This window comes from [Clostridium] fimetarium, assembly GCF_900111235.1.
In the GTDB taxonomy this organism is placed as follows: domain Bacteria; phylum Bacillota; class Clostridia; order Lachnospirales; family Lachnospiraceae; genus Clostridium_N; species Clostridium_N fimetarium.
Map to the genome: position 1 here is coordinate 67,952 of NZ_FOJI01000012.1, position 22,696 is coordinate 90,647.

At 32.9% G+C, this 22,696-nt stretch carries 19 protein-coding genes; 18 read left to right on the forward strand and 1 reads right to left on the reverse strand.

Annotated elements, in window-relative coordinates:
• The first annotated feature begins 124 nt into the window (after positions 1 to 124).
• From BMY18_RS14770 to BMY18_RS14840, 15 genes are all read left to right on the forward strand, one after another.
• The gene (locus tag BMY18_RS14770) at positions 125 to 928 is read left to right on the forward strand and encodes a DUF975 family protein (RefSeq protein WP_092455417.1); all 804 of its coding nucleotides are present in this window, start codon (positions 125 to 127) and stop codon (positions 926 to 928) included.
• Positions 929 to 1,046: 118 nt separating this feature from the next.
• The gene (locus BMY18_RS14775) at positions 1,047 to 1,751 is read left to right on the forward strand and encodes a response regulator transcription factor (protein ID WP_092455419.1); all 705 of its coding nucleotides are present in this window, start codon (positions 1,047 to 1,049) and stop codon (positions 1,749 to 1,751) included.
• Between the two features lie 18 nt (positions 1,752 to 1,769).
• The gene (locus tag BMY18_RS14780; RefSeq protein ID WP_170841427.1) at positions 1,770 to 3,098 is read left to right on the forward strand and encodes a HAMP domain-containing sensor histidine kinase; all 1,329 of its coding nucleotides are present in this window, start codon (positions 1,770 to 1,772) and stop codon (positions 3,096 to 3,098) included.
• Positions 3,099 to 3,240: 142 nt separating this feature from the next.
• On the forward strand, positions 3,241 to 4,353 hold the full coding sequence (locus tag BMY18_RS14785) for a M20/M25/M40 family metallo-hydrolase (protein WP_092455422.1): 1,113 nt from the start codon (positions 3,241 to 3,243) through the stop codon (positions 4,351 to 4,353).
• A 35-nt stretch (positions 4,354 to 4,388) separates the two neighbouring features.
• Entirely contained in the window at positions 4,389 to 5,006 is a 618-nt protein-coding gene (locus BMY18_RS14790; protein WP_092455423.1) for a C39 family peptidase, read from the forward strand.
• A 126-nt stretch (positions 5,007 to 5,132) separates the two neighbouring features.
• The gene (locus BMY18_RS14795; RefSeq protein ID WP_092455424.1) at positions 5,133 to 8,279 is read left to right on the forward strand and encodes a 6-pyruvoyl-tetrahydropterin synthase-related protein; all 3,147 of its coding nucleotides are present in this window, start codon (positions 5,133 to 5,135) and stop codon (positions 8,277 to 8,279) included.
• Positions 8,230 to 9,045, forward strand: a complete 816-nt coding sequence (locus tag BMY18_RS14800) for a Firmicu-CTERM sorting domain-containing protein (protein WP_092455425.1) — start codon at positions 8,230 to 8,232, stop codon at positions 9,043 to 9,045. Before BMY18_RS14795 ends, BMY18_RS14800 begins: the two co-directional genes overlap by 50 nt.
• Complete coding sequence (xrtG, locus tag BMY18_RS14805; protein WP_092455426.1) at positions 9,045 to 9,659, forward strand: exosortase family protein XrtG; 615 nt, start codon at positions 9,045 to 9,047, stop codon at positions 9,657 to 9,659. Before BMY18_RS14800 ends, xrtG begins: the two co-directional genes overlap by 1 nt.
• Positions 9,628 to 10,998, forward strand: a complete 1,371-nt coding sequence (locus tag BMY18_RS14810) for a TIGR03111 family XrtG-associated glycosyltransferase (RefSeq protein WP_092455427.1) — start codon at positions 9,628 to 9,630, stop codon at positions 10,996 to 10,998. The genes xrtG and BMY18_RS14810 overlap by 32 nt, the downstream gene beginning before the upstream one ends.
• A gap of 14 nt (positions 10,999 to 11,012) precedes the next feature.
• On the forward strand, positions 11,013 to 12,473 hold the full coding sequence (locus tag BMY18_RS21430; RefSeq protein WP_242941052.1) for a 6-carboxytetrahydropterin synthase: 1,461 nt from the start codon (positions 11,013 to 11,015) through the stop codon (positions 12,471 to 12,473).
• 76 nt (positions 12,474 to 12,549) lie between these two features.
• Entirely contained in the window at positions 12,550 to 13,503 is a 954-nt protein-coding gene (gene msrB, locus BMY18_RS14820) for a peptide-methionine (R)-S-oxide reductase MsrB (protein ID WP_092455428.1), read from the forward strand.
• Positions 13,504 to 13,622: 119 nt separating this feature from the next.
• Positions 13,623 to 13,838 carry a hypothetical protein gene (locus BMY18_RS14825; RefSeq protein ID WP_092455429.1) on the forward strand — a complete coding sequence of 72 codons (216 nt, stop codon included), beginning with the start codon at positions 13,623 to 13,625 and terminating at the stop codon, positions 13,836 to 13,838.
• A gap of 15 nt (positions 13,839 to 13,853) precedes the next feature.
• Complete coding sequence (locus BMY18_RS14830) at positions 13,854 to 14,543, forward strand: CDGSH iron-sulfur domain-containing protein (RefSeq protein ID WP_092455430.1); 690 nt, start codon at positions 13,854 to 13,856, stop codon at positions 14,541 to 14,543.
• A gap of 88 nt (positions 14,544 to 14,631) precedes the next feature.
• On the forward strand, positions 14,632 to 15,474 hold the full coding sequence (locus BMY18_RS14835; RefSeq protein WP_092455431.1) for a pirin family protein: 843 nt from the start codon (positions 14,632 to 14,634) through the stop codon (positions 15,472 to 15,474).
• 30 nt (positions 15,475 to 15,504) lie between these two features.
• Positions 15,505 to 16,104, forward strand: coding sequence for a nitroreductase family protein (locus BMY18_RS14840; protein ID WP_092455432.1), 600 nt, complete (start codon positions 15,505 to 15,507; stop codon positions 16,102 to 16,104).
• A gap of 144 nt (positions 16,105 to 16,248) precedes the next feature.
• Here the strand turns inward: BMY18_RS14840 and BMY18_RS14845 are convergent, their stop codons facing one another.
• On the reverse strand, positions 16,249 to 18,807 hold the full coding sequence (locus tag BMY18_RS14845) for an ABC transporter substrate binding protein (protein ID WP_092455433.1): 2,559 nt from the start codon (positions 18,805 to 18,807) through the stop codon (positions 16,249 to 16,251).
• 299 nt (positions 18,808 to 19,106) lie between these two features.
• On the opposite strand from BMY18_RS14845, the gene BMY18_RS14850 reads away from it, so the two are divergent.
• From BMY18_RS14850 to BMY18_RS14860, 3 genes are all read left to right on the forward strand, one after another.
• Complete coding sequence (locus BMY18_RS14850) at positions 19,107 to 19,682, forward strand: superoxide dismutase (RefSeq protein WP_170841428.1); 576 nt, start codon at positions 19,107 to 19,109, stop codon at positions 19,680 to 19,682.
• A gap of 109 nt (positions 19,683 to 19,791) precedes the next feature.
• Positions 19,792 to 20,814 (forward strand): spore photoproduct lyase, encoded by a 1,023-nt coding sequence (splB, locus tag BMY18_RS14855; RefSeq protein WP_092455435.1) that lies wholly within the window; start codon positions 19,792 to 19,794, stop codon positions 20,812 to 20,814.
• Positions 20,815 to 20,977: 163 nt separating this feature from the next.
• A complete protein-coding gene (locus BMY18_RS14860) occupies positions 20,978 to 22,591 on the forward strand; it encodes a spermidine synthase (protein ID WP_092455436.1) in 1,614 nt (537 codons plus the stop codon).
• Positions 22,592 to 22,696: the final 105 nt, after the last annotated feature.

The window sequence follows — 22,696 nt, forward strand, 5'->3', positions numbered from 1 at the left end:
TTGGTCAGATAAAAAAATGAAATAGGTTTAATGTTTTGTTAAGGAAAAGTGATTTAACCGTTAAGGAATAGATGATATCTTATATACATAACAAAGAGGCAATATATCGTGAAGGAGACAATTTATGTGGTCAAGAGAAGAATTAAAAAGTAAAGCGAAGGAATCATTTTATAGGAATTATTGGAAGGCAGTATTGGTAGCGCTTTTCTCATTAATATTGACGGGCGGTCTACAAGCTAAATATACTTTCGACTCAAATCATTCATTTCCTAGTTTTAACAATAATAGTGGAAATAGTAGTGATCTTGCCGAAGTAAAAGAATTATTAGATGCAAACGGACTTGATGGAATTGTGAATAATGCTTTACAAAAGATTCCCGAATCAGATCGAGTGGCAGTGATTGTAGCCATTATAGTGGTAGTGATTGTGATTGTTTTAATTGCTGTAGCCATTGGTTTGACGCTTGGAGCATTACTGATTAACCCATTGATAGTTGGAATTAAAAGATTTTTTGTGCAGGATTTGGATCATAAAGCAAACATAGGCGAACTTACCTACGCATTTGATAATCACTATAAGAATATTGTTATCACTATGTTTTTTAAGAATCTATTTATATTTTTTTGGACGCTTCTCTTGATTATTCCTGGTATTATTAAAGCATATGAATACCGAATGATTGATTATATCTTGAGTGAGAATCCTGATATGGAGAGACACAATGCATTTGCGTTAAGCAAAGAAATGATGACAGGACAAAAATGGAATGCATTTGTTCTTGATTTATCATTTCTTGGTTGGGATATTTTGAGCCTTTTCACAATAGGATTATTAAGTATATTTTATGTAGCACCTTACCAAAATCATACAAATGCTGCATTGTATGACGCTTTAAAAAATGAAATAAAGAATGGCGCAGTTCAATAAAAGGTAAAATTAATATATATTTTAATAATGATGCCAAGTGAAAATATAATCGGCAGTCCAGAAATAGGATTGCCGATTTTTAGATGTTTATTGAAAGATGGACAGAAATGAGGAAATTATGGTTGATGAGAAATCTGGACATACAATATTAATTGCAGATGATGAGTTGGAAATAAGAGATTTGCTGCGGCTTTATCTTGAAAAAGAAGGTTATCAGGTAGTGGAGGCAATTGATGGATTAGATGCCTGGGTAAAATTTGAAACAATGGATATAGACCTGGCTGTTTTGGATGTTATGATGCCTGGGCTGGATGGATTCCGTCTTTTAAAAAAAATCCGTGAGACAAGCAACATTCCAGTATTGATTTTATCAGCAAGAATCGCGGATAATGATAAAATATTGGGTCTTGACCTTGGCGCCGATGATTATCTTACAAAACCATTTAATCCGTTGGAAGCGGTGGCACGCATTCAAGCAAACATAAGGCGTTATGATTCCATGTGTGGAAAAAAGCAAGAAGTTAGAGAACTTCAGGTCAGAAATTTGAGATTAGATACGGATTCTTGCGTGCTATATAGGGAGCAAAATGCCATTGAGCTAACTTCTGTGGAATACCGATTAATGAAACTGTTTATGGAAAATCCAGGAAAGGTATTTACCAAGCAACAGTTATTTGAACATGGTTGGGGAGAAGAGTTCTATTTATCTGATAATAATATTATTGTTTGTATCAGCAAACTGAGAGCAAAATTGTCTAATGACGTCAATGAGTATATTAAGACAATTCGTGGACTTGGATATCGCTTGGAGAAACTAGTATAATAGAAAATGAGGACAGATATGAGAAAATCAGGAAAAATAAAGAGAAAAGATAAATCTTTGAAACAGTTTTTGAACAGAAGATTTATACTGATCATCCTTTTGCTCGCACTTAGTGAAGGGGTTATTAGTGTGCTCTTTTCTGAATTTCTATATCCATTTATTTCTAAACTCTTAGTATTTACAGATATCAAAATTACGAATTTCTCTTCTGGGGTATTATCTAATATGACCCAGGTTATTTTAGTACTCATTATTATATGTATTCTTTCTCTTTTGCCAAGCTATCTTTCGGAAGCAATGAAAGTGATCTTTCAAAGGGTTAGCGCAGATGTGTTACAAATCAGATTGGATACAAAAATACCGGAACAACTTGGTTCTCCAATATTAGTACAATTATATTATTTCGGGCTCCTCCTATTATTTTTGATTATTCTATTTGTAATATTATTGCCCTATTTGGTTGCGGCGCTTGCGTTTGGACGGATGGTTTCTAAAAAAGTAGAAGGACCAATACATCGATTGACAAAAGGGATGGAACAGGTTAGCGAAGGAAAGCTAGATACTAGATTAACCTTTGAAACAGAGCACGAATTCATTCAAATGCGCAATACGTTTAATGAAATGGCAGAACAAATGGAGCAGAATGCAAAAGATAAAATAGAAATTGAGAACCGTAAAAATACACTTCTTTCTGATATTGCTCACGATTTGAAAACACCGATAACGACGATATCTGGATATGCAACGGCATTGATTGACGGATTGGTCAAAAGTCCCGAAAAAGAAGTGCAATATCTGGAGGCAATCAAAGCAAAATCTCTTCGCATGGATGAATTGATTATGCTTCTATTTGAATATGTAAAATTGGACAGTGTGGGATTTGCACTGAGTAGAGAGAAACTGGACTTAGCAGAGCTTTTGCGGGAAAACATTGCATTGCTGTACACAGATTTTGAAACAAAGAAAATGGAAATCAATATGGATATTCCAACAGAGGCGGTAAACTATGAGGTGGATCGCATTCAATTTTCGCGTGTGATTGCTAATTTATTAAATAATGCGATTCGATATAATCCGGAAGGAAGTTTGGTCACAATCAAATTATTTGTAGGAGATTGTATAAAAATTGTGATTGCCGATAATGGAGCTCCAATTGGGGAAGAAATCGTGGGGCATATTTTCGAACCATTTGTAACAGGTGATGAATCGAGAAACACAAAAAGTGGAAGTGGACTCGGATTAAGCATAGCAAAGAAAGTGGTAATTATGCATGGTGGTGATTTGGTATTAGATCACGAAATAAATGACGAGTATACGAAGGCCTTTGTCATAACGCTACCAATTTGACTTTTATTGTAAATATCTATTGACAGATAACAAGAAATAGCTTATCTTGGATATCATACTAATCCTATAAAATAAGTATGAAAGAAGCACTGCCTTTCATATACAAGATTTGTGAATCTAAAATAATAGTAAGGAGAATCACATGGTAAATAAATCACGTATCTTAGAAGAATTTTGCATACTTGTAGGTATTGATGCATTGTCTTATCAAGAGAGAGAAATTGCAGATATATTAAAAATATACTTAACGGAACTGGGCTTTGAAGTGAAGGAAGATAATGCAGGGACGTTTTACGCTGGAAATTGTGGAAATATCTACGGATATTTAGCAGGTGACCTGAAAGAAGACCCTCTATTGTTTTCTGCACATATGGATACTGTAGGACCAGGTCATAATAAAAAGGCTGTGGTTCATGAAGACGGTAAGATTACTAGTGATGGGAATACAGTACTGGGTGCGGATGATTTATCTGGAATTGTAGCAATACTAGAAGCTGTCAGAACAATAAAAGAAGGCGGACTTTCTCATAGAAGCATAGAAGTATTATTTCCAATAGCAGAAGAAGTATATATTCGCGGAAGTGAAGTATTTGATTATAATATCATAAAGTCGAAGGAAGCTTATGTGTTAGATTTAAGTGGACCAGTAGGTACGGCTGCGTTGTCAGCACCTACGTTAGTATCATTTACAGCACAAATCCAGGGAAAATCTGCTCATGCAGGATTTGCACCGGAACTTGGAATCAATGCAATTGCAGTTGCTGCACAGGCAATTGGTCTGATTAAACAGGGACGAATTGATGATGAAACTACAGTTAATATCGGTTTAATTGAAGGTGGAAAGGCAAGAAATATTGTATCAGACCAATGTATCCTTAAGGGAGAAATACGAAGTCTGACACATGATAAAGCCCTATCAGAAGGAAAAAACATTGAAAGAATCTTTTCTGACATCACCGCGCAGAATCATGCTACGTTAGATTTTTCAACAGAATTTGGATGCCTTTCTTATAAAGTGGAAGAGAAACATCGCGTTGTAAGAAGATTTCAAAAAGTGTGTGACGAATTAGGCTATGATACACAATTAACGAGCACATTTGGTGGTAGTGATAATAATAATTTTATGAGGCATGGTATAACGGGAATTGTAATTGCCTGCGGTATGAATCAGGTACATTCATGCGACGAATATACCCATATAGATGAATTGGTAAAATGCGCAAATATTGTAGTAAAACTGATGACACAAACTTGATATGCACAAAGCGTAATGCAGAAATGAGGTAAACCATGAAAAACCCACTAAGTTATCAATCAACTGAATACGACTGCGGCCCAACATCGATGCTGAATGCGATAAACTTTTTATTTCATAGAAAAGATATTTCACCTGATGTTGTTAAAAATATTATGCTATATTGTCTGGACAGTTATAATAAAAAGGGGGAAGCGTATAAGAGCGGAACTACAGGAATGGCGATGATGTTTTTAGCTAATTGGCTGAATGAGTTTGGAAAGGTCAAGAAGTGGCCGATTAACTGTAGTATGATAAATGGTGAAAATGTACATATCAATCAGAGCAGTAAGATTGCAGAGTGTCTTGGTCAAGGAGGCGTAGCAGTTGCACGCGTGATGCTTGGAGGTTGGCATTATGTACTTTTGACTGGAATTGATGATAAGTATGTCTATTTGTTTGACCCATATTATAGAATAAAATCATTTGCTGTAGACGGAATAGAGATGATTAAGGACGCCCCTACGAAAATGAATCGTAAGATCACATATGATACTCTCAATAGTGAAGGTAGAGGTTATTATGCACTTGGGAAGCTAGAAGATAGAGAGTGTATGATTTTATATAATAAGAAAACAAAGACTTCAATGGACTCCATTGAATACTTTATTTAATAGAAGTGTTTATCTATGACATCATTTTCCATTTATATCCGATTGTAAGCAATAGCAAGTTCACATATAATTAATGTGTATCTTTATATTTATGTATGAGATATTTACAGGAGGTATGTGATAAATATGGGCTTTTGCGGATATAAATATAAATTTGAATTATATGCTTCACATTCTAATATTATTAACAGTGGAGAAAATATACATTTTCATAATTTTACAATGGCGTTATATATTAATACAACGAATCTTAAATTAGATGATAACTTCGCAATTGAAAAAGTCGTGCAGGATTGGTTGAAGCCGTTTCAAGGACAACAATTAGACAACATGGAATTGTTTGTTTCAAAAGAGACAACGGTAGAGGGGATTGGAAATACGTTCTTTGAACCTTTATATTCCTTAATTGAAAAACTAGGATATGAACTGGTGAAATTAGATATATATGAGAATCCTATCAGAGTATATTCAGTGTCAAGAAAATTGCTAGATAGTTCAGTGAATGAAATTAGTAGCGTTCCACTGGTATGTCTCCCATTGATACAAATTGATGAAGACGAAGAAGTATTAATTGATTACAATAATAAATTTCAAAAAGAGGCAGCAGCAACACAAGAACCATTAGTAGAACCATTAGTAGAACCATTAGCAGAAGAGATATTAGAAGAAGTCACACTAGAAGAAATTACATTAGAGGAAATTTCTAATCATAAGAATAGATTATCACCACATAAAACAAGTACTTATAGAGCAAATAAAAGTTCAGTACATAAATCAAATAAAATATTTACAGCATTGAAACTTATACTGGGGTTTGGATGCTTTGTTTTGTTGGCCATGTTAACAATGTATATCGTGAAAATAAGCGGAAGATATCCACAAGGTTCTGACACATTTTGTCACTTATATAGAGCAGATTTGATTTTGAAAAATATAGGGCAGGGGAACTGGTACCCACTATATGATAGTACATGGTACAACGGTGTAGAAATAATGAGATATTGGGGACCAATCCCACTATATATAATTGCAGGATTGGAATGGATTGTACAAAGCACTGTGTTAGATGCATATGTATTATTCCTTGGAGTTCTAGTATTGATAGGTGGCTGTGGATGGATTTTATGGGGGTATCGATATAATAGAGTAGGATTATCTGTGTTTTTGGGGCTGATATGGTTCTATATGCCAGAAAATATTAGAGTTGTCATATACGAGGGAAATCTTCCAAGAGGTGTCATAAATGCATTATTACCATTTTTCTTTTACTTTTTTTGGAGAGTAATAGAAGATAAAAAGAAGAATGCAATATGGCCACTAATGGTAGTTACAGCTTTGATCACATTGTGTCATCTAGGTATTACAATTATGCTTATTGCAACAGTAGCGATTTTTACCGTTATTTATGCAAAAATGAATCACTGTGGAAAGTGGGCGTTGGGCGCAGTGCTAGCGAGTATATCTGGAGTGATGTTAGCAGGAGTATGGGTTGTTCCAGCGTTGATTGGAGGTGCGGCCAGTGGCTCATCAACGAATCAAGTAATGAAGAACTTCTTTGAAAGCGCGACTGTTTCTTTAAATCCAATGATTAGATTAAATGGCGATGCGTTATCGTTTTATTTTGGACTTTCCATATTTATTATTTGTTTAATGGGAATTGTTTTTGGTACAAAGAAAGTAAAACCTGGATTTATTACTGTAGTAATATTGTATTTGTGTACAACGAAATCAATATACACGCTTTTTTCAAAATTACCTTTTAGCCAGTTTTTGTGGATGATTCGATTTATTCCAATTGCGCTAGCCGTAGCAATGGTTTCATTTATTATGTGGAAGCAGTTAAGAAAATGGATGATAGTGCTGTTTGGTATCATGTTGCTTGCAGATTGTTTTGCATCAGCTCAGTATTTATATTATCCCAAGGAAGATAGAATTGAAAATGTTCAGGCTGACTTGGATGCCAAAGCAGAAACGATGATTTTGACTGAGGCTAAAAAAATAACGAACCAACGAATGGCCCTTTTGGATCTGAGTAAATATGGTTCGTTTGCTCCCTATTATATTGCTGGTGTGGGTAAAACCGTCAAATATACCTTTGGAGCAGGATGGGAAGGCGCCAGTACGGCTTCTAATATCGTTAATTTGAATGCAGCAGTTGAAAATGGCTGGTATGTATATTTATTTGATAGAGCATTGGAACTTGGAAATGACACCGTGCTGATTCCTATAACATGTCTAAAAGAAAAAGCGAAGGATATGGAAAAAGTTATTAATTCTGCACAAATAAGTGGATATAATTTAGTTAAAAATAATGGAAGCAGTTTGCTGTTTCATAAAGATACGATAGAACAGTTTGGCGTTATAACACAATACAAGAATATTGCCATAGGAGATTCTGCATCTGGGATAGCAATGATTTTTCCTAGCTTTGAAGAGGGGTCAAAAACCAACATAAGTGATTATACGTTTGAAGAGCTTTGCAAATATAATACCATCTATTTATCGGGTTTTACCTATGATGATAAGGCTAAGGCAGAAGAACTTTTGTTGAAATTATCTAAAAGTGGTGTACAAGTTTATATAGATATGAACAAGGTTCCAGAAGATAGAGCTAAGAAACAGATGGAATTATTTGGAGTGAATGCACAAATCATAACATTTACAGAAACGTATCCTGAATTTCAATATAAAGCAGACACTTATAAAAGTTTGGACTTCTCTGCTGATACGCCTGCGTGGAATACGATATATCTAAATGGTCTGGAAAATGTCGAAGGATATTGTAATATGCCAGAGAAGAATCTTCCGTTTATTGGAACCTCCCAAAATGAGAACCTACATTTTATAGGATTAAACATTGTTTACTATTTGCAGACGACAAAAGATTTAGAAATCAAAAATCTTGTGGGATCAATATTTGGAATGGATGAATTTTCTACTCCGAATAGAAAAGTGGTTCCATTAAGTATTAAGACAGACAGCAATAAGATAACCATATATTCGGAATATAACAATGTGAATACCACATTATCAAGTATTGATATATTTAGTAGCGACAATAATTATAAAACAAATAATAATCTTATTGTAGTTGATTCTGGTGTAACTGTAATTGATATTGGATATCCACATTTTAAAATGGGTATTTTAGTTACTGCTGTTGGCATAATTTTAGCAATTATAACTTATGTTTTAATGCTGAAGATGAAGGAGAAAAAAGAAAATGACGATAATGATGAAATTAAAGAAGAAGACGATAATGACAAAAACTAAGATTATGACGATGGCTAAGAGCATTATGAAACAAAAAAAGATGAAGACAGTTAAAAAATTATTGGCTCTTTGCAGCGTTATATTCATTTTAAGTATGTATTCAGCAGCTACAACATATGCTAGCAACAGTGTTCAGCTACAAACACAAACATCACAGTCAAATACAGCGGGTATAGCTGTAGATGGATATTATGATGATTGGGTGGATAAGCCGATGTCAAAGCTTACATGGAATTCTAATAATGGAACGGCAAATCATGATGTTTCTTTGATAAAGGACGATAATTATATCTATATTTATGTTGGAATGCATCCTAATTATAATAGTCCCATGCCAATTGATGCTATTTATTTATCAATCAATAATGTGGAATGCCAGCTATTTGTCAGATATGTAAATGCTCAAAATACAGTTGATTGGGGCCATCAAGTAAATTTAAATCAGAATGGGACATTTTTGGGATTACATCCCTTTACTTATTATCCAAATAATTCATTAGGAGATGCTGCAATTACTGTATCTCAAGGAAACCCCAATGATAGAATGGAAATAAGAATTAACATTAAGGACTTGGAAAAAGTTATGAGCTTAAAAAGCGGAACGATTAACAATGGTTCACAGATTAAGTTAAGAATGCCAAATGTAGGAGGCGGTTCAATTGAATTACTTGGAACGTCAACAGGTGCATTATTAGGAATTATATTATGTGCGGGAACAGTAATTATTGTAAAATTACGCAGGAATAATAAAGCGAGGTTAGTATAATGAATTGGCTCATTATAGTATGCTTTATAATCTGGTTATATTTTCTTACTGTATTTCATCGCGGTAAGCTGAATTATTTTCAATATCTATGGGGAAGTGTTGGGCTATTCGTTTTTATGTGTATATTTATACAGCCAGCGTTGACGGTGATATTGAAACAATATGTGACTTCGGTTGTTGGAATAATTGGTAAAGTAACGGGAATATGCGAAGCGTATTACGAATATAGCATACTATTTATACCAAAGCAGAGCGTTCTTTCATCAATATCATTGTATATTGATTATGAATGTTCAGGTGTTATAGAAATGATGGCTTTCGTTTCACTGCTTGCATTTTTTCAGGTATATGAAGTTGGACAACGAATCATTGTAGGTATTGTTGGATGTGTATGTATATTCTTTTTCAATGTTATTAGAATCGTGGTCATATGTGGAATTATATTTCGATTTGGAAGTGATTCCTATTATGTTGCACATACTATAATCGGAAGACTTATATTTTATGCTCTTTCAATATTGCTTTACTACTATGTTTTTACAAAACAGCAGATAGTAAAACAAAAGATTGGAGGATTTAACTATGCAGAACATAATGAGAATGCTGACAAGTGAAATGGTATTTTGGACAGCCTGGATTATAATACCTCTAATAATGGAAATTATTCCAGCTGTTTTTGGGTTTTTAGTACTGATTAAGAAGCGACTACGTTATAGAAAAGATATTGAACTGAAATATTTCCCCGAAATATCTGTAATTATTCCCGTTTATAATTCCGCAAGTACTTTAGAAATGTGTATTAATTCTATAGTAGAATCCAATTATCCCTTTGATAAGATGGATATTCTTTTGGTTAATAATGGTAGCAAAGATAATAGCTTTGAGATTTTTAAAAGGTACCAAAAAGAACACAAAGGCGTTAATATAAAATGGATGAATGCGCAGCAAGGAAAATCGAAAGCACTAAATATGGCGTTGTTTAATAGTCAAGGAAAATATATTATACATCTAGATAGTGATGGAATCGTGCATCAAGATGCATTGCTCAATCTAATCAAAAGATTTGAGTCGAATGATAACATTCATTGTATGACAGGCTCAATATTGACAAATCCAGAGCTCATTTCTAATGCAAAACCTGGTTTTATGAGATTTGTTCAAAAACTAGAGTTTTTCGAGTATGCGCAGGCATTTTTGGCAGGACGTAACTTTGAAGCTGAATGGAATAGCATATTTACGATGTCTGGAGCATTTTCGTCATTTCGGAAGTCTACTATTTTAAAAACGCAGTTATATAATACGGAAACAGTGTGTGAAGATACACATGTTACATTTCAGGTTCGACGTCTGTTGAAAAAGAAAATTGATATTTGTGAAAAAGCAATATTTTTTGTTGAGCCCATCGATAGCATTGATACTTTGTATGTGCAACGACAGCGCTGGCAAAGGGGTGAGCTTGAAGTCGCTCATATGTTTCCAACAAATGTTGGGGCAATAAAAGGGTTTTTTACAAATTTTATGACAAGACTTCTTATGTTTGATCATACTTTTGCCTTTCCTAGAATGATATGGTATTTTGCTTTGATTTGTCTTACATTTATGAATTATCCATATATGTTTATTGTTCAATCGGTGATAATTATTTATGCATTGTATACATTTTCGGCATTTTTGTATTATCTGAATGTGTTTTCATATCTTAGTTGGGATAAAAAATTAAGAAGGTATTATGCAAATAAGATACTTTTAGTATTCTTTTTACCTATGTTTAATTTCGTTGTATATTGGTTCCGAATGGCGGGTATTATCAATAGTATTAAAGGTACTAGTACTTGGAAAACAAAGACGTTTCAAGAAGAATGTGAAACTTGTAAAATAATTATAAAAAAAGATTTTAATGTAGTGATAATTGTTATAGATAAATTAAGAGGATTTATTACTACGCAAAAGTAGAATTAGAGGTTTAAGTGGGAAGAAATAAAGACAAAAAAAATAGATTTATCATAGTAGCATCGGTAATTGTACTAGGTGTTATTTTGTTAGTGCTGCTTATATTAGATATTAATAATACAGTGAATAAAACGCTGTCTGCATATAACGATAATCAAAATTTACTCGCGAATACACTTCTTAAGACCGCTGTTGTGCAGGCAGAAAATGATAGTAGTGAATTAAAAGATATCATTCAATTTAATGTAGATGAAAATTTTCCAACATCGTCGAGCTCCTATTGTATTTTCGCGAAAAATGATAATATCATATTCCTAAAAGATGAAAATACTTCATCAACACTAATTGATGAAAGAATTAGCAACTATTTTGATGGAAATAATGTATCTTCAAAGGATAATCAAAAGTATATTATATCAACAGCTCAGACACAAAACGATGGAGACAATTATACGTTTGTAATTTGTACAAGGCAAAACTATCTTTTAAAACAAGTTAAATTTAATGAATTGAGGCTCCATGCGCTTGGATATTTTATTATATATGGAGTTATATTATTAATGATTATTATATATTTACTTTATAAATCACGCGCTGATGAAAAAAGAAATAGAACTTTAGGTGAAGCGGCCAAAAACAATAGAATGATTATTGAAAAACTAGGAAATGATAAAACTAAGAATTATGTAAACCTAGATCGAGATGAAGTAGATTCTTTTTATAGTAGAACTATTGTTGATGAAGTAATCGCATGTATGAGTGAGGAAGAAAAAAAGAAATGTATTGAAATAGATATCCTTGTTCAAAACTTGAAAATCGAACATTTTATATTGATAACGATTATTCTTGGTAGAATTAAGGCAGGTGGTAGTTTGGCATGCTACTGGGAAGAGAATCAGTTTAAAGTGCTATTGTTTAATTCTAATAAAGAAGAAGTAGAAGAATTTATAGATCGATTTATGAATAAATATCGAACAGATAGTGAAGAAAAAGTAGAAGAACTAAAAATCATAGCAACTAGATTTGGGAGAAAAATAATGGAATATAGTCAATACAAATATAATTTTTATCTCAATGCCAGCCATTCTATATATATCAATGGGAATAAGGGCGAAAGACATCCTCATACATGGCAAATATCATTATATGTTGTAAATAGTAAGGACACATTTATAATGTTTAATGAGGTGGAAAAGTTAATTGAGGATTATCTTGGACAATATCAGGAAAAATATATGAATGAGTGTCCTCCATTTGACACAATGAATCCTACTTTGGAAAACATTGCGCATTATTTTATGGAGGAGCTTCAGAAAAATCTTAATCCACTTAATTGGGTTATATTTACGATGGAGATTAGTGAAACACCCTCAAGATCTTATATAATAAGTAATGTTGAGAATAATATTATAAGTGATGTAGAAAAGAAAAATATTGCGGAAAAGATTCTAGAAAAAAATCGAATTAAGAATCAGTAGACAAAACATGAAAAATAAACTATTGTTGAGCTAAATCACCTAGGCTTGTAAAAGGTGCAAAGAAGTGAGGCGAAATATGAAAAAAGAAATTTATTTAGCTGGAGGATGCTTTTGGGGAACTGAGAAGTATTTTGAAGATATACAGGGTGTTATAGAAACGCAAGTAGGATATGCAAATGGAAATACGAAAAATCCTACATATGAAGAGGTTTGTAACAAGGAAACAGGACATGCAGAAACTGTAAAAGTTATCTATGATGAAGAGAAAATTGGATTAGCATTCATTTTAAATCTGTATTACGATGTGATAAATCCAATAACGTTCAACCGTCAAGGTGGAGATGTGGGATCGCAGTATAGAACAGGGATATATTATGTTGACCCTCAAGATGAAAATACGATTGAAAATTCAATTTTAGAGCTTCAGAAGAAATATAAAGAAAAAATAGCAATTGAAGTGAAGCCTCTATTAAATTATTATAAAGCAGAGGAATATCATCAAAAGTATCTAGATAAGAATCCAAACGGATATTGTCATATAGGAAAAGAGAAATTTGATAAATCAAAGCAAGCAGTTGATTATAGTAAGACGTATACCCCAAAATCCAAAGAAGTATTAGCAAGTAGTTTAACGGAAATGCAATATAATGTAACGCAGAATAGTGCCACAGAGCCAGCATTTCAAAATGAATATTACGATGTGTTTAAAGAGGGAATCTATGTTGATATCACTACAGGAGAACCGCTTTTTGTTTCTAGTGATAAGTTTGAATCCGGTTGTGGTTGGCCAAGTTTTGCAAAGCCAATAAATAAAAATGCGATTATAGAAATAAAAGATAAAACTCATGGAATGGTACGTACTGAGGTGCGAAACAAGGTAGGAGATGCACATCTTGGACATGTATTTTCTGATGGGCCAATTGAATCAGGAGGACTTCGCTATTGTATCAATAGTGCATCTTTAAAGTTTGTTTCAAAAGAAAAGATGGAGATGGAAGGATACGGATATCTATTATCACTCCTGAATTGATTGTACAGAAGGAAAAATATGAAAGATTAGTTGGAATAAAAAAAATTTAGATGTATAATGAAAGCTAGACATTTATGATAGAAAAAGAATTTATAAAACATATGAAATGGAGAAAAAACATGGGAAAATTTAATGGTGTTGAAAAATTAGGATTAAGAAATAAGGAAACAGGGAAATTGATTGCGGTTTATCCTAATAAGGCAGAGGGAACAGACGAAGAGATTAGCAAAACTGTGAAAGATTGGTATTACAAAAAGAATTGCTCTGCAGAAGATGAATTATTAAGTGCATATGTAGATTTACTAACAGAACATGAACTTAAAGAACATCAATAGAGAGGCCATAACTCAATGTCAAAAGATAAAACAGATTGCAAAATTAAAATCATAGAGAATGGACCATATATTGTAACCGGAAATATTCCGCTACAAGAGAAAATAATAGTCAAAAAAGGGAAAGGCTATGAATACAAAGATGGACAAGAGTTACCACAAGCAGAAGAATATCATCTATGTCGCTGTGGCAAGTCTAAAAATCCTCCTTTTTGTGATGGCACACATTCTACAATTAATTTTAAGGGTACTGAAACAGCTTCAAGAGACAAGTATGAAGACAGAGCGGATATATTTGAGGGGCCTGGTATAGATCTCTTAGATGATGGCAGATGTGCTTTCGCACGTTTCTGTCATAGCGACAAAGGTAATACTTGGAAATTAGTAGAAAACTCTGATAGGCCTGAATATAGGGAAAAAGCGATACAGACTGCATGTGATTGCCCAACAGGTAGGTTGACCGCGATTGACAAAGAAACTGGAGAAGCAATTGAACCATTTTATGAACCTTGCATTGATATTATTCAAGATCCAGAAGAAGGTGTTAGCGCTGGAATATTTGTAAAAGGTAATATTCCTATTGAGGCTGCTGATGGAGAGCTATATGAGATAAGAAACCGTGTTGCATTGTGTCGTTGTGGTAAATCATATGACAAGCCTTTTTGTGATGCTACACATGTATTAATAGGATTTTTAGACGAATTATAATAATAGAATATCTAAAGTTTCCATATTTGTATTTCAGGATGGAAACTTTATTTTTTAGAAATACTAGAAATGAAAGGAGTTCTTAAAAATGAGTAAAATTAGAACGGTAAAAAAAATCACAAAAGGAATACACGCAGTTGATGGCGCGGGCGTAAATCTCGTTCGTGTGGTTGGATATAATGATACAAAGGATTATGATCCATTTCTAATGTTAGATGCTTTTGACTCCACAAATCCAGACGATTATACAAAAGGGTTTCCATGGCACCCTCACAGAGGAATTGAAACAATAACATACCTAATACATGGAGATATAGAGCACAGTGATAGTCTTGGTAACAAAGGAAGCATAAAAGATGGCGATTGCCAGTGGATGACAGCAGGATCGGGGATTATTCACCAGGAAATGCCAAAACCCACTGAAAGAATGTTGGGCGCACAGATTTGGCTTAATTTACCCTCAAAAGATAAGATGACAGCCCCTAAATATGGCGATATTAAGCGAGAAAATATTCCGGTGATTGATGAAGGAGGAACTATCGTTCATGTAATTGCAGGAAATTATATGGGAAATCAGGGTGCGTTTGAAGGGAACTATGTGAAAGCGACATATTTAGATGTTGAATTAGCAGCAGGCAAAGAATGGCACTTTGATACACAAGAAGATGCGACACTATTTATATATATTGTTCAAGGCGAAGGAAGATTCGACCAGGATAGCGAGGAAACAATATCAGAAAAACAGGCGGTATTATTTAATGCTGGGCTTAGCTTCTGGGTTAAAGCAACGGATAGTGACATGAGATTCTTACTTTTAACAGCGAAACCGCTCAAGGAACCGATAGCATGGGGAGGTCCAATTGTTATGAATACCAAAGAAGAATTGAATTTAGCGTTTAAAGAACTTGATGATAATACATTTATAAAATAGAAATATATTATATCAATTGGAGGAAATAATATGAAGAAGGACTTTAATACTGCGGTAGCAGAAAGACGAACATTTTATGGGATTGGTAAAGAAGCAGTTACGACGGATGAGGTGATTCAAGAAATTATTGCACATGCAGTTAAGCATACGCCATCCGCTTTTAATTCTCAAAGTGTAAGGGTAGTTTTATTATTGGGAAAACATCATGATAAACTTTGGAATATAACAAAAGAAGCTTTAAGGAAAGTAGTCACTGCAGATCAATTTGCGTCTGCTGAGGATAAAATAGATTCGTTTCGTAATGGACATGGAACAATATTGTTTTTCGAAGATATTAGTATAATTGAATCTTTGCAAGAAAAATTCACTCTTTATAAAGATAATTTTCCGATTTGGGCTCAGCAATCAAGTGGAATGCACCAATATGTCATTTGGACGGCCTTGGAAATGGAAGGATATGGTGCTTCATTACAACATTATAGTGAATTGATTGAAGCTCAGGTCAAAGAAGAATGGGATATTCCAAGCAACTGGAAGCTCATAGCACAAATGCCATTTGGAAAGCCAACTGCGCAGCCAGATGAAAAGCAATATCTACCATTAGAAAATCGTATTAAGGTATTTAAGTAAGAAAAAAAGCTGTATGATTTTTCATATAAAATCATGCAGCTTTTTTATGTAATTAGATAATATAGGCAGATAATACAAGTAGATAATATAATTAGATAATATAGGCAGATAATGCAAGTAGATTATACAGCTTGATATCCAGCTTTAGTGTCCATAAGTTTTTTTATGTTCTTCAATCATACATTCAAGTTCCGTTACAGGAAGTGGTTTAGAAAATAAATAACCTTGGATTTTATCACAATTATTTTTCTTTAAATATTGAAGCTGTTCCTCGGTCTCAACACCTTCTGCTACTATCGTTAAATTCATTTTGTGTCCAAGGTCAATAATGGCATCGGTAACATCTGTATTAGATTTAGGGTTGGAAATATCATCTATAAACAATTTGTCTATTTTTAAGGTCGTTATAGGTATATTTCTTAAATAGGAGAGGGATGAGTAACCAGTCCCAAAATCATCTAAAGCAATTTTAATGCCGATACGTCGAAGAACTTTAATCTTTTCTACAACTAATTCAGGAGATCCCATGATAACTGATTCTGTAATCTCAAGTTCTAATAGTTCAGGAGATAATCTTGAGTCAATCAATACTTGCTTTACGATATCTACAAAGTTATCTTGAAGCAGTTGAATTACAGAAATATTTACGGATATTTTAAATTTAGCATTTTTTCTATTATTTAAATCTTTTATATAATGACAAGCAGATCTTAAAATCCATTCTCCTAATATCTTGATAAAGCCGGTTTCTTCTGCAATAGATATAAATTTTAAAGGGGGTAACATACCGAGTTCAGGACTATACCACCTTATTAAAGCTTCAAAACCGTCAATAGCATTTGTAGTTGTGATAATTTGCGGTTGGTAATAGATTTGAAATTCGTTATGGGATAAACCCTTCTTAAAATTGTTTTCAATATTGACTCTATCAAGTAACATATCTTTTAAAATGTTGTTAAAGAAGAAAAATCCATTTTTTCCATTATTCTTAACTTTATACATAGCCATATCCGCATTACGAAGCAGAGTATCTACATTCGACCCATTATCAGGACATAAGGCAATGCCAATACTCACAGTAACGGTGAGATGATTCGCCAAAATATCAAACGGTTTAATAAAATATTTGCTTATTTTATTTGCAAAATTTTGTGCAATTGCTTTGCTTTTTATATTACTAGAGAAGAATACAAATTCGTCACCGCCTAAACGTATAAGAGAATTGCTTTTAGAGGAAAGATTTAAAAGCCTAAGGCTGATCGCCTTTAATAGTTCATCACCCAAATTATGTCCTAAAGCATCGTTTACAAATTTGAAATTATCTAGATCAATAAAAAATAAAGCACCGATACATGAGCTTAAAGTCAGTTTTTGTTCAACTACTTCATAAAGATACAATCTATTATAAAGGCCGGTTAAAGTATCGTGATAGGCAAGATGGTGAAGTTCACTGCTGTATTCTACTAATTGGGTTTGTGCTTCTGTAACATCCTCATATTGTGCGCGAAGTTCTTCTTCTGTTGCAGTTAACTCTTCGTATAATTGGGTTAATTCTTCATTATTTGCTGAAATACGGAGTTGCATAAGTCTTATCTTTCTAATATAGAATAGTAATATTATAGTAAATGAAATAAGTAGTAAAAAAATAAATAGTACTACATATACTAATTTACGATATGTTTCTATAAAAGAAAATGGTTTGTTGATTATTTGGCTATCCTTAGGTAGTAGAGATTTGGATATATTATATTTTTTCATTATATTGTAATCAAAAGTATATTTATTTGTTTTTCTATCTATAATCGGAATGGAAGAAGCTTGTTCACCAAGTAGAATCCTTTTAGTTAATAAACCGGCTTCTTCGCCCTGAATTTTTCCTATAATGAGATTACCACCGAATATTCCATGATTTAATCCAAAATCATATAGATGATATATAGGGACAGGGGATGAATTGCTTAAATTTTCACAGAACGCGTGATGATCAATATTATTTCCATATATATCTACAAAATAGGAGGTTACAAGAACCATACTGTTTTTATCCACTCTTGATATAAAATCAATAATACCACTTTTACTTAGATTATTTAATGGTTGTACATTAAATGTATTGCTAATATTTTTCGCAGTGTCAATGCAGAGTTGCCCAGTTGATATTCCACTTTCCGTATTGTCATATATTATATAAATGTTTTTTAAGGCAGGATTAATAGCTAAGGCCGCATTAATAGTACTTTCGGGATCTAATTCTTCTAATACACCAGTAAAGTTAACTTGATCCTTTGATATATCGGCTAGCCCATTCGAATTAACACCACAAAATACTATGGGCGCATCAGAAAATAGTTCACCACGATATTTTAATGCAAAGTTTAAAGCGGCATCGTCAGTACACATTATAACATCCATTTTAGTATTCGAATATTTTGATTTCATATTATTATAGGCGTTAGCTATGTTGACTTCTGTAGGATATCGCTTCCAGTCTAAATATTCTATAGAAACATCATAATTGATATCTAGGGATGAAAGAGAAGACATGATTCCTGAGGATTGATCATCAGTCCATTGAAATCCCTGGTGGTAAGAATTTATGATAAGTACATTTTTTGCTAGCGTGGTTGCAGCTTTTACAGGAAAGTTTGAACTAGAAATAAAGATTAAAATAATCATAAATAGTATCGTTATTTTTTTAGCCATAGAGCCCCTCTTTAATGGTTTTTTTGAGTTACTTTTATCTACAAATTATAACATAATTACCCATAAAAATACACTATATTTAATAGTGGAATTTATTTGTATTTTATGTTATTGGTATGATGTTTTGTGCAGTCGCAAAGCTTAGCAATATTATAAAAATTAATGAAAAGATAGGTATTTAATATTAATAAATATTCGTCAATTGCGTATATATATAAAGTATAAAAACTTTCTATCATTCATACTTAAAGATCCGCAGAACGGTAATAAATATAATGCATAAATGGGAGGTTCGTTTTATGGAATTCGTAAATATTGATTTTCAATATTCAAAAGAGGTTACGGTAATTAATGAGGAACAGTTTAATGCACACATGAGATTGTATGAAGGTTATATTAACAAGATGAACGAGATTGATAAGTTACTTATGGAAGATACAGATTTAGTGCAAGCAAATTCTACATATAGTAAATACAGGGGAATTAAAAGAGGAGAGACGTTTGCATTAAATGGAGTTATTCTTCATGAGCTTTATTTCCAAAACATTGGTGGTCCAGAAAGTAATCCAGATGAGACAGTAAAAAAATATTTGAGCCGGGACTTTGGAAGCTTTGAACAATGGGAAAAAGAATTTGTGGCTACTGCAAAGGCAAGTAGAGGCTGGGTTGTTTTAGCATATGATGTTCGTTCTAAAAGATTTAGAAATATTAGCTTAGATGCGCATGACGTAGGAAATATTGCCTTTTCAACGCCTATACTAGTATTAGATATGTACGAACACGCCTATTTCCTTCAATATGCAGATAAAAAAGTAGATTATATCAATAATTTCATGAAAAATATTGATTGGAATATTATAAGCGACAGGATGTAAATTTCGTTTGTTGAATGGTTACAAATCTTTTTGACAATAATTACATTAGTAGTAAATAACTACTGTGATTATTGTTAAAATAGAGGATCTAAAGAAAGGGATTGTAGAAATGTTTATACCTAAAAGGATTATAATTGAAAAAGATGCAATGGAATACGAAATGGCTAGACAAATACTGGATACATTTAAGAATAATAGCGACATAGAAATAATATATTTAGATTCTAATAAATTTAAGCAACACATTCCTGGTGACGACTTGTATTCTTGGTATAGGGAAAGTAAAAAGTCTTTAGTTATAGGTGCAAAGAAAAGTTTGAAATTTCAAACCTGCAAACCGTCAGCTCATTATCAATTGCCCTTGGTGTCAGGTTGCATGGGACATTGTGAATATTGTTATCTTAATACAATGTTAGGAGATCGGCCTTTTATTAAGGTTAATGCTAATATAGAGGACATACTTCTTCAGGCACAAAAGTATATTGATGAAAGGTTACCAGATGTCACAATATTTGAGGGGGCGGCTACCTCTGATCCGATACCAGTAGAGCCATACACTCATTCACTAGAAAATTCAATTCTATTCTTTGGAAAAAATAGCAAAGCCAGATTTAGGTTTGTAACAAAATATAATGATGTAGAATCTTTGCTAAACTTAGAACATAATGGAAATACAGAAATTAGATTTAGTATTAATACGCAACACGTTATTGATGAATATGAACATTTTACATCCTCTTGTAATAAAAGGTTAGAGGCAAGTATCAAAGTGGCAGAGGTAGGATATCCTATGGGTTATTTGATAGCACCTGTATTTGTTTATCCAAATTGGAAAGAAGAGTACCATAGTTTATTGCTAAAATTACGAGATATACTCCCGGATAATTTGAAATATCCTGTCACTTTTGAAATCATATCTCATCGTTATACAATGACAGCTAAAAACAGGATAAACCAAGTATTTCCAGACAATCAGTTGCCAATGAACGAGGAAGACCGCAAGTTCAAATATGGTCAATTTGGTTATGGAAAATATGTGTATCCCAAAGAAGATCTTGACGAAATCAAACAATTTTTCTATAAAGAAATTGAAGAATTATTTAAAAATAAAGAGGTTAAATATATCATATAGTATAGATTTAAAATTATTGAAGTTTGCAGAGGGATAAGTTATAATATATTTATATTCTACCTATTAAAATTTAGCCGCAAAAAATGATAGTTTATTTTTTGCGACTTTTTAATTTATATAAATCATCAGTCAAAAGAAGAATCAGTAATTGGAGGGGAACAAAGTGGATAAAAAAACAATATTACAAAATAAGTATTTCTTATATGCTACAGAATTTTTTGCGGGAATGGCTGTAATGGCAATTGAATTAGGTGCAAGTAGATTGCTTGCACCATATTTTAGTTCGTCACAAATCGTGTGGACAGTTATCATCGGGGCCATCATGATTGCTATGGCACTAGGAAATATCTGGGGTGGAAAGATGGCTGACAAGAATCCAGATCCAGGGAAATTATATAACCGTATTTTAATCGCATCTATATGGATCGCTCTCATTCCATTTGTTGGAAAATATATAATAGCAGGCGTGTCGTTATTGGTTGCAATGGTGGTTACAGATAATTTCCTAGTATGGGCATCGTTAGCATGCTGTTTGGTTATTTTTGTATTTCCACTCATGCTTTTGGGGACGGTGACACCATCACTCGTAAAGTATGCAGTACATGACTTGGAGAAAAATGGTGAAATTGTTGGACGATTAGGGGCGCTTAATACGATTGGTAGTATAATTGGAACATTCATTCCTACATTTGTTACGATTCCGACAGTTGGAACTGCAGCTACATTCTTGATATTCGCGGGAATTTTAGCGATATTAAGTATTTTATATTTTATATCAATTAAAAAATTTAAAAAAAAGGCAGTCGTTTCTATTGTTTTAATTATCGGTTTAAGCTTTGGTTGCAGTAGTTATACGTTTGCATTTTGGGAATCAGATGTGGTTTATGAAGGTGAATCTATATATAATTATTTGCAGGTAAAAGATACGAATGAAAGCGTGATTTTGTCTACAAATGTATTGGCGGGAGTTCAGTCAATCAAGATGAAAAACAAACAACTTACTGGAATGTATTATGATTATGCAATTGCAGCTCCATTTATGGCAAATGTTCCTCAAAATGAGAATAGTGATATACTGGTTCTGGGACTTGGAACAGGAACGTTTGCATCAATGTGTACAGAGTATTTTCCAAATGTACATGTGCAAGGTGTAGAAATCGATCAAAAAATTGCGGATTTAGCAAAAGAATATTTTGAATTGCCTGAAAAAGTTGATGTTAGCGTGTATGATGGAAGAGCCTTTCTTAGTACGGCTAAGAAATATGATGTTATAATGGTAGATGCATATCAAGACATAACGATTCCATTTCAGATGTCTACAGTGGAATTTTTTACCTTGGTAAAAGAGCATTTAAGTGAAAATGGTGTCATGGTAGTAAATCTTAACATGGCGTCATCAAAGGAAGGATCAATCAATGATTATCTATCCGACACCATTGCAAGTGTATTTACGGATGTCTACACGGTAAATGTAGATAATGGAACAAATACAGAACTTTTTGCCTTTCAAAAAAAGGGAGGAATTGAGACATTTAGTAAAACCTACACAGAATACTGCAGTAAAAATAATAATAAACAACTTTTAAACATGATGAATAAAGTTGCTACCGGATTAAATAAGGAAGAAAAAGGTGAATTGATTCTTACAGATGACAAAGCACCAGTCGAAGTACTTGGAATGAAAGCCATCGATGAGATTATTGAGGATGAATTGAGTTATTATAAAGGGATATTGAAATCTGGAAATTGGGAAAACATAAAAGGTCTTTTAAATTAAGGATTATAAAGTAATGTTCAGATGTTACATCTATAAAAGAGCTTTTCTGTAAATTGAATTAATAGCAGATAAAAAGATTATATTATATATAATATTTGCGGTATA

Excerpts from the sequence above, each read along its gene's own strand:
- BMY18_RS14770 (WP_092455417.1), top strand. The coding sequence starts at position 125 with ATGTGGTCAAGAGAAGAATTAAAAAGTAAAGCGAAGGAATCATTTTAT.
- BMY18_RS14775 (WP_092455419.1), top strand. The coding sequence starts at position 1,047 with ATGGTTGATGAGAAATCTGGACATACAATATTAATTGCAGATGATGAG.
- BMY18_RS14780 (WP_170841427.1), top strand. The coding sequence starts at position 1,770 with ATGAGAAAATCAGGAAAAATAAAGAGAAAAGATAAATCTTTGAAACAG.
- BMY18_RS14785 (WP_092455422.1), top strand. The coding sequence starts at position 3,241 with ATGGTAAATAAATCACGTATCTTAGAAGAATTTTGCATACTTGTAGGT.
- BMY18_RS14790 (WP_092455423.1), top strand. The coding sequence starts at position 4,389 with ATGAAAAACCCACTAAGTTATCAATCAACTGAATACGACTGCGGCCCA.
- BMY18_RS14795 (WP_092455424.1), top strand. The coding sequence starts at position 5,133 with ATGGGCTTTTGCGGATATAAATATAAATTTGAATTATATGCTTCACAT.
- BMY18_RS14800 (WP_092455425.1), top strand. The coding sequence starts at position 8,230 with ATGACGATAATGATGAAATTAAAGAAGAAGACGATAATGACAAAAACT.
- xrtG (WP_092455426.1), top strand. The coding sequence starts at position 9,045 with ATGAATTGGCTCATTATAGTATGCTTTATAATCTGGTTATATTTTCTT.
- BMY18_RS14810 (WP_092455427.1), top strand. The coding sequence starts at position 9,628 with ATGCAGAACATAATGAGAATGCTGACAAGTGAAATGGTATTTTGGACA.
- msrB (WP_092455428.1), top strand. The coding sequence starts at position 12,550 with ATGAAAAAAGAAATTTATTTAGCTGGAGGATGCTTTTGGGGAACTGAG.
- BMY18_RS14825 (WP_092455429.1), top strand. The coding sequence starts at position 13,623 with ATGGGAAAATTTAATGGTGTTGAAAAATTAGGATTAAGAAATAAGGAA.
- BMY18_RS14830 (WP_092455430.1), top strand. The coding sequence starts at position 13,854 with ATGTCAAAAGATAAAACAGATTGCAAAATTAAAATCATAGAGAATGGA.
- BMY18_RS14835 (WP_092455431.1), top strand. The coding sequence starts at position 14,632 with ATGAGTAAAATTAGAACGGTAAAAAAAATCACAAAAGGAATACACGCA.
- BMY18_RS14840 (WP_092455432.1), top strand. The coding sequence starts at position 15,505 with ATGAAGAAGGACTTTAATACTGCGGTAGCAGAAAGACGAACATTTTAT.
- BMY18_RS14845 (WP_092455433.1), bottom strand. The coding sequence starts at position 18,807 with ATGGCTAAAAAAATAACGATACTATTTATGATTATTTTAATCTTTATT.
- BMY18_RS14850 (WP_170841428.1), top strand. The coding sequence starts at position 19,107 with ATGGAATTCGTAAATATTGATTTTCAATATTCAAAAGAGGTTACGGTA.
- splB (WP_092455435.1), top strand. The coding sequence starts at position 19,792 with ATGTTTATACCTAAAAGGATTATAATTGAAAAAGATGCAATGGAATAC.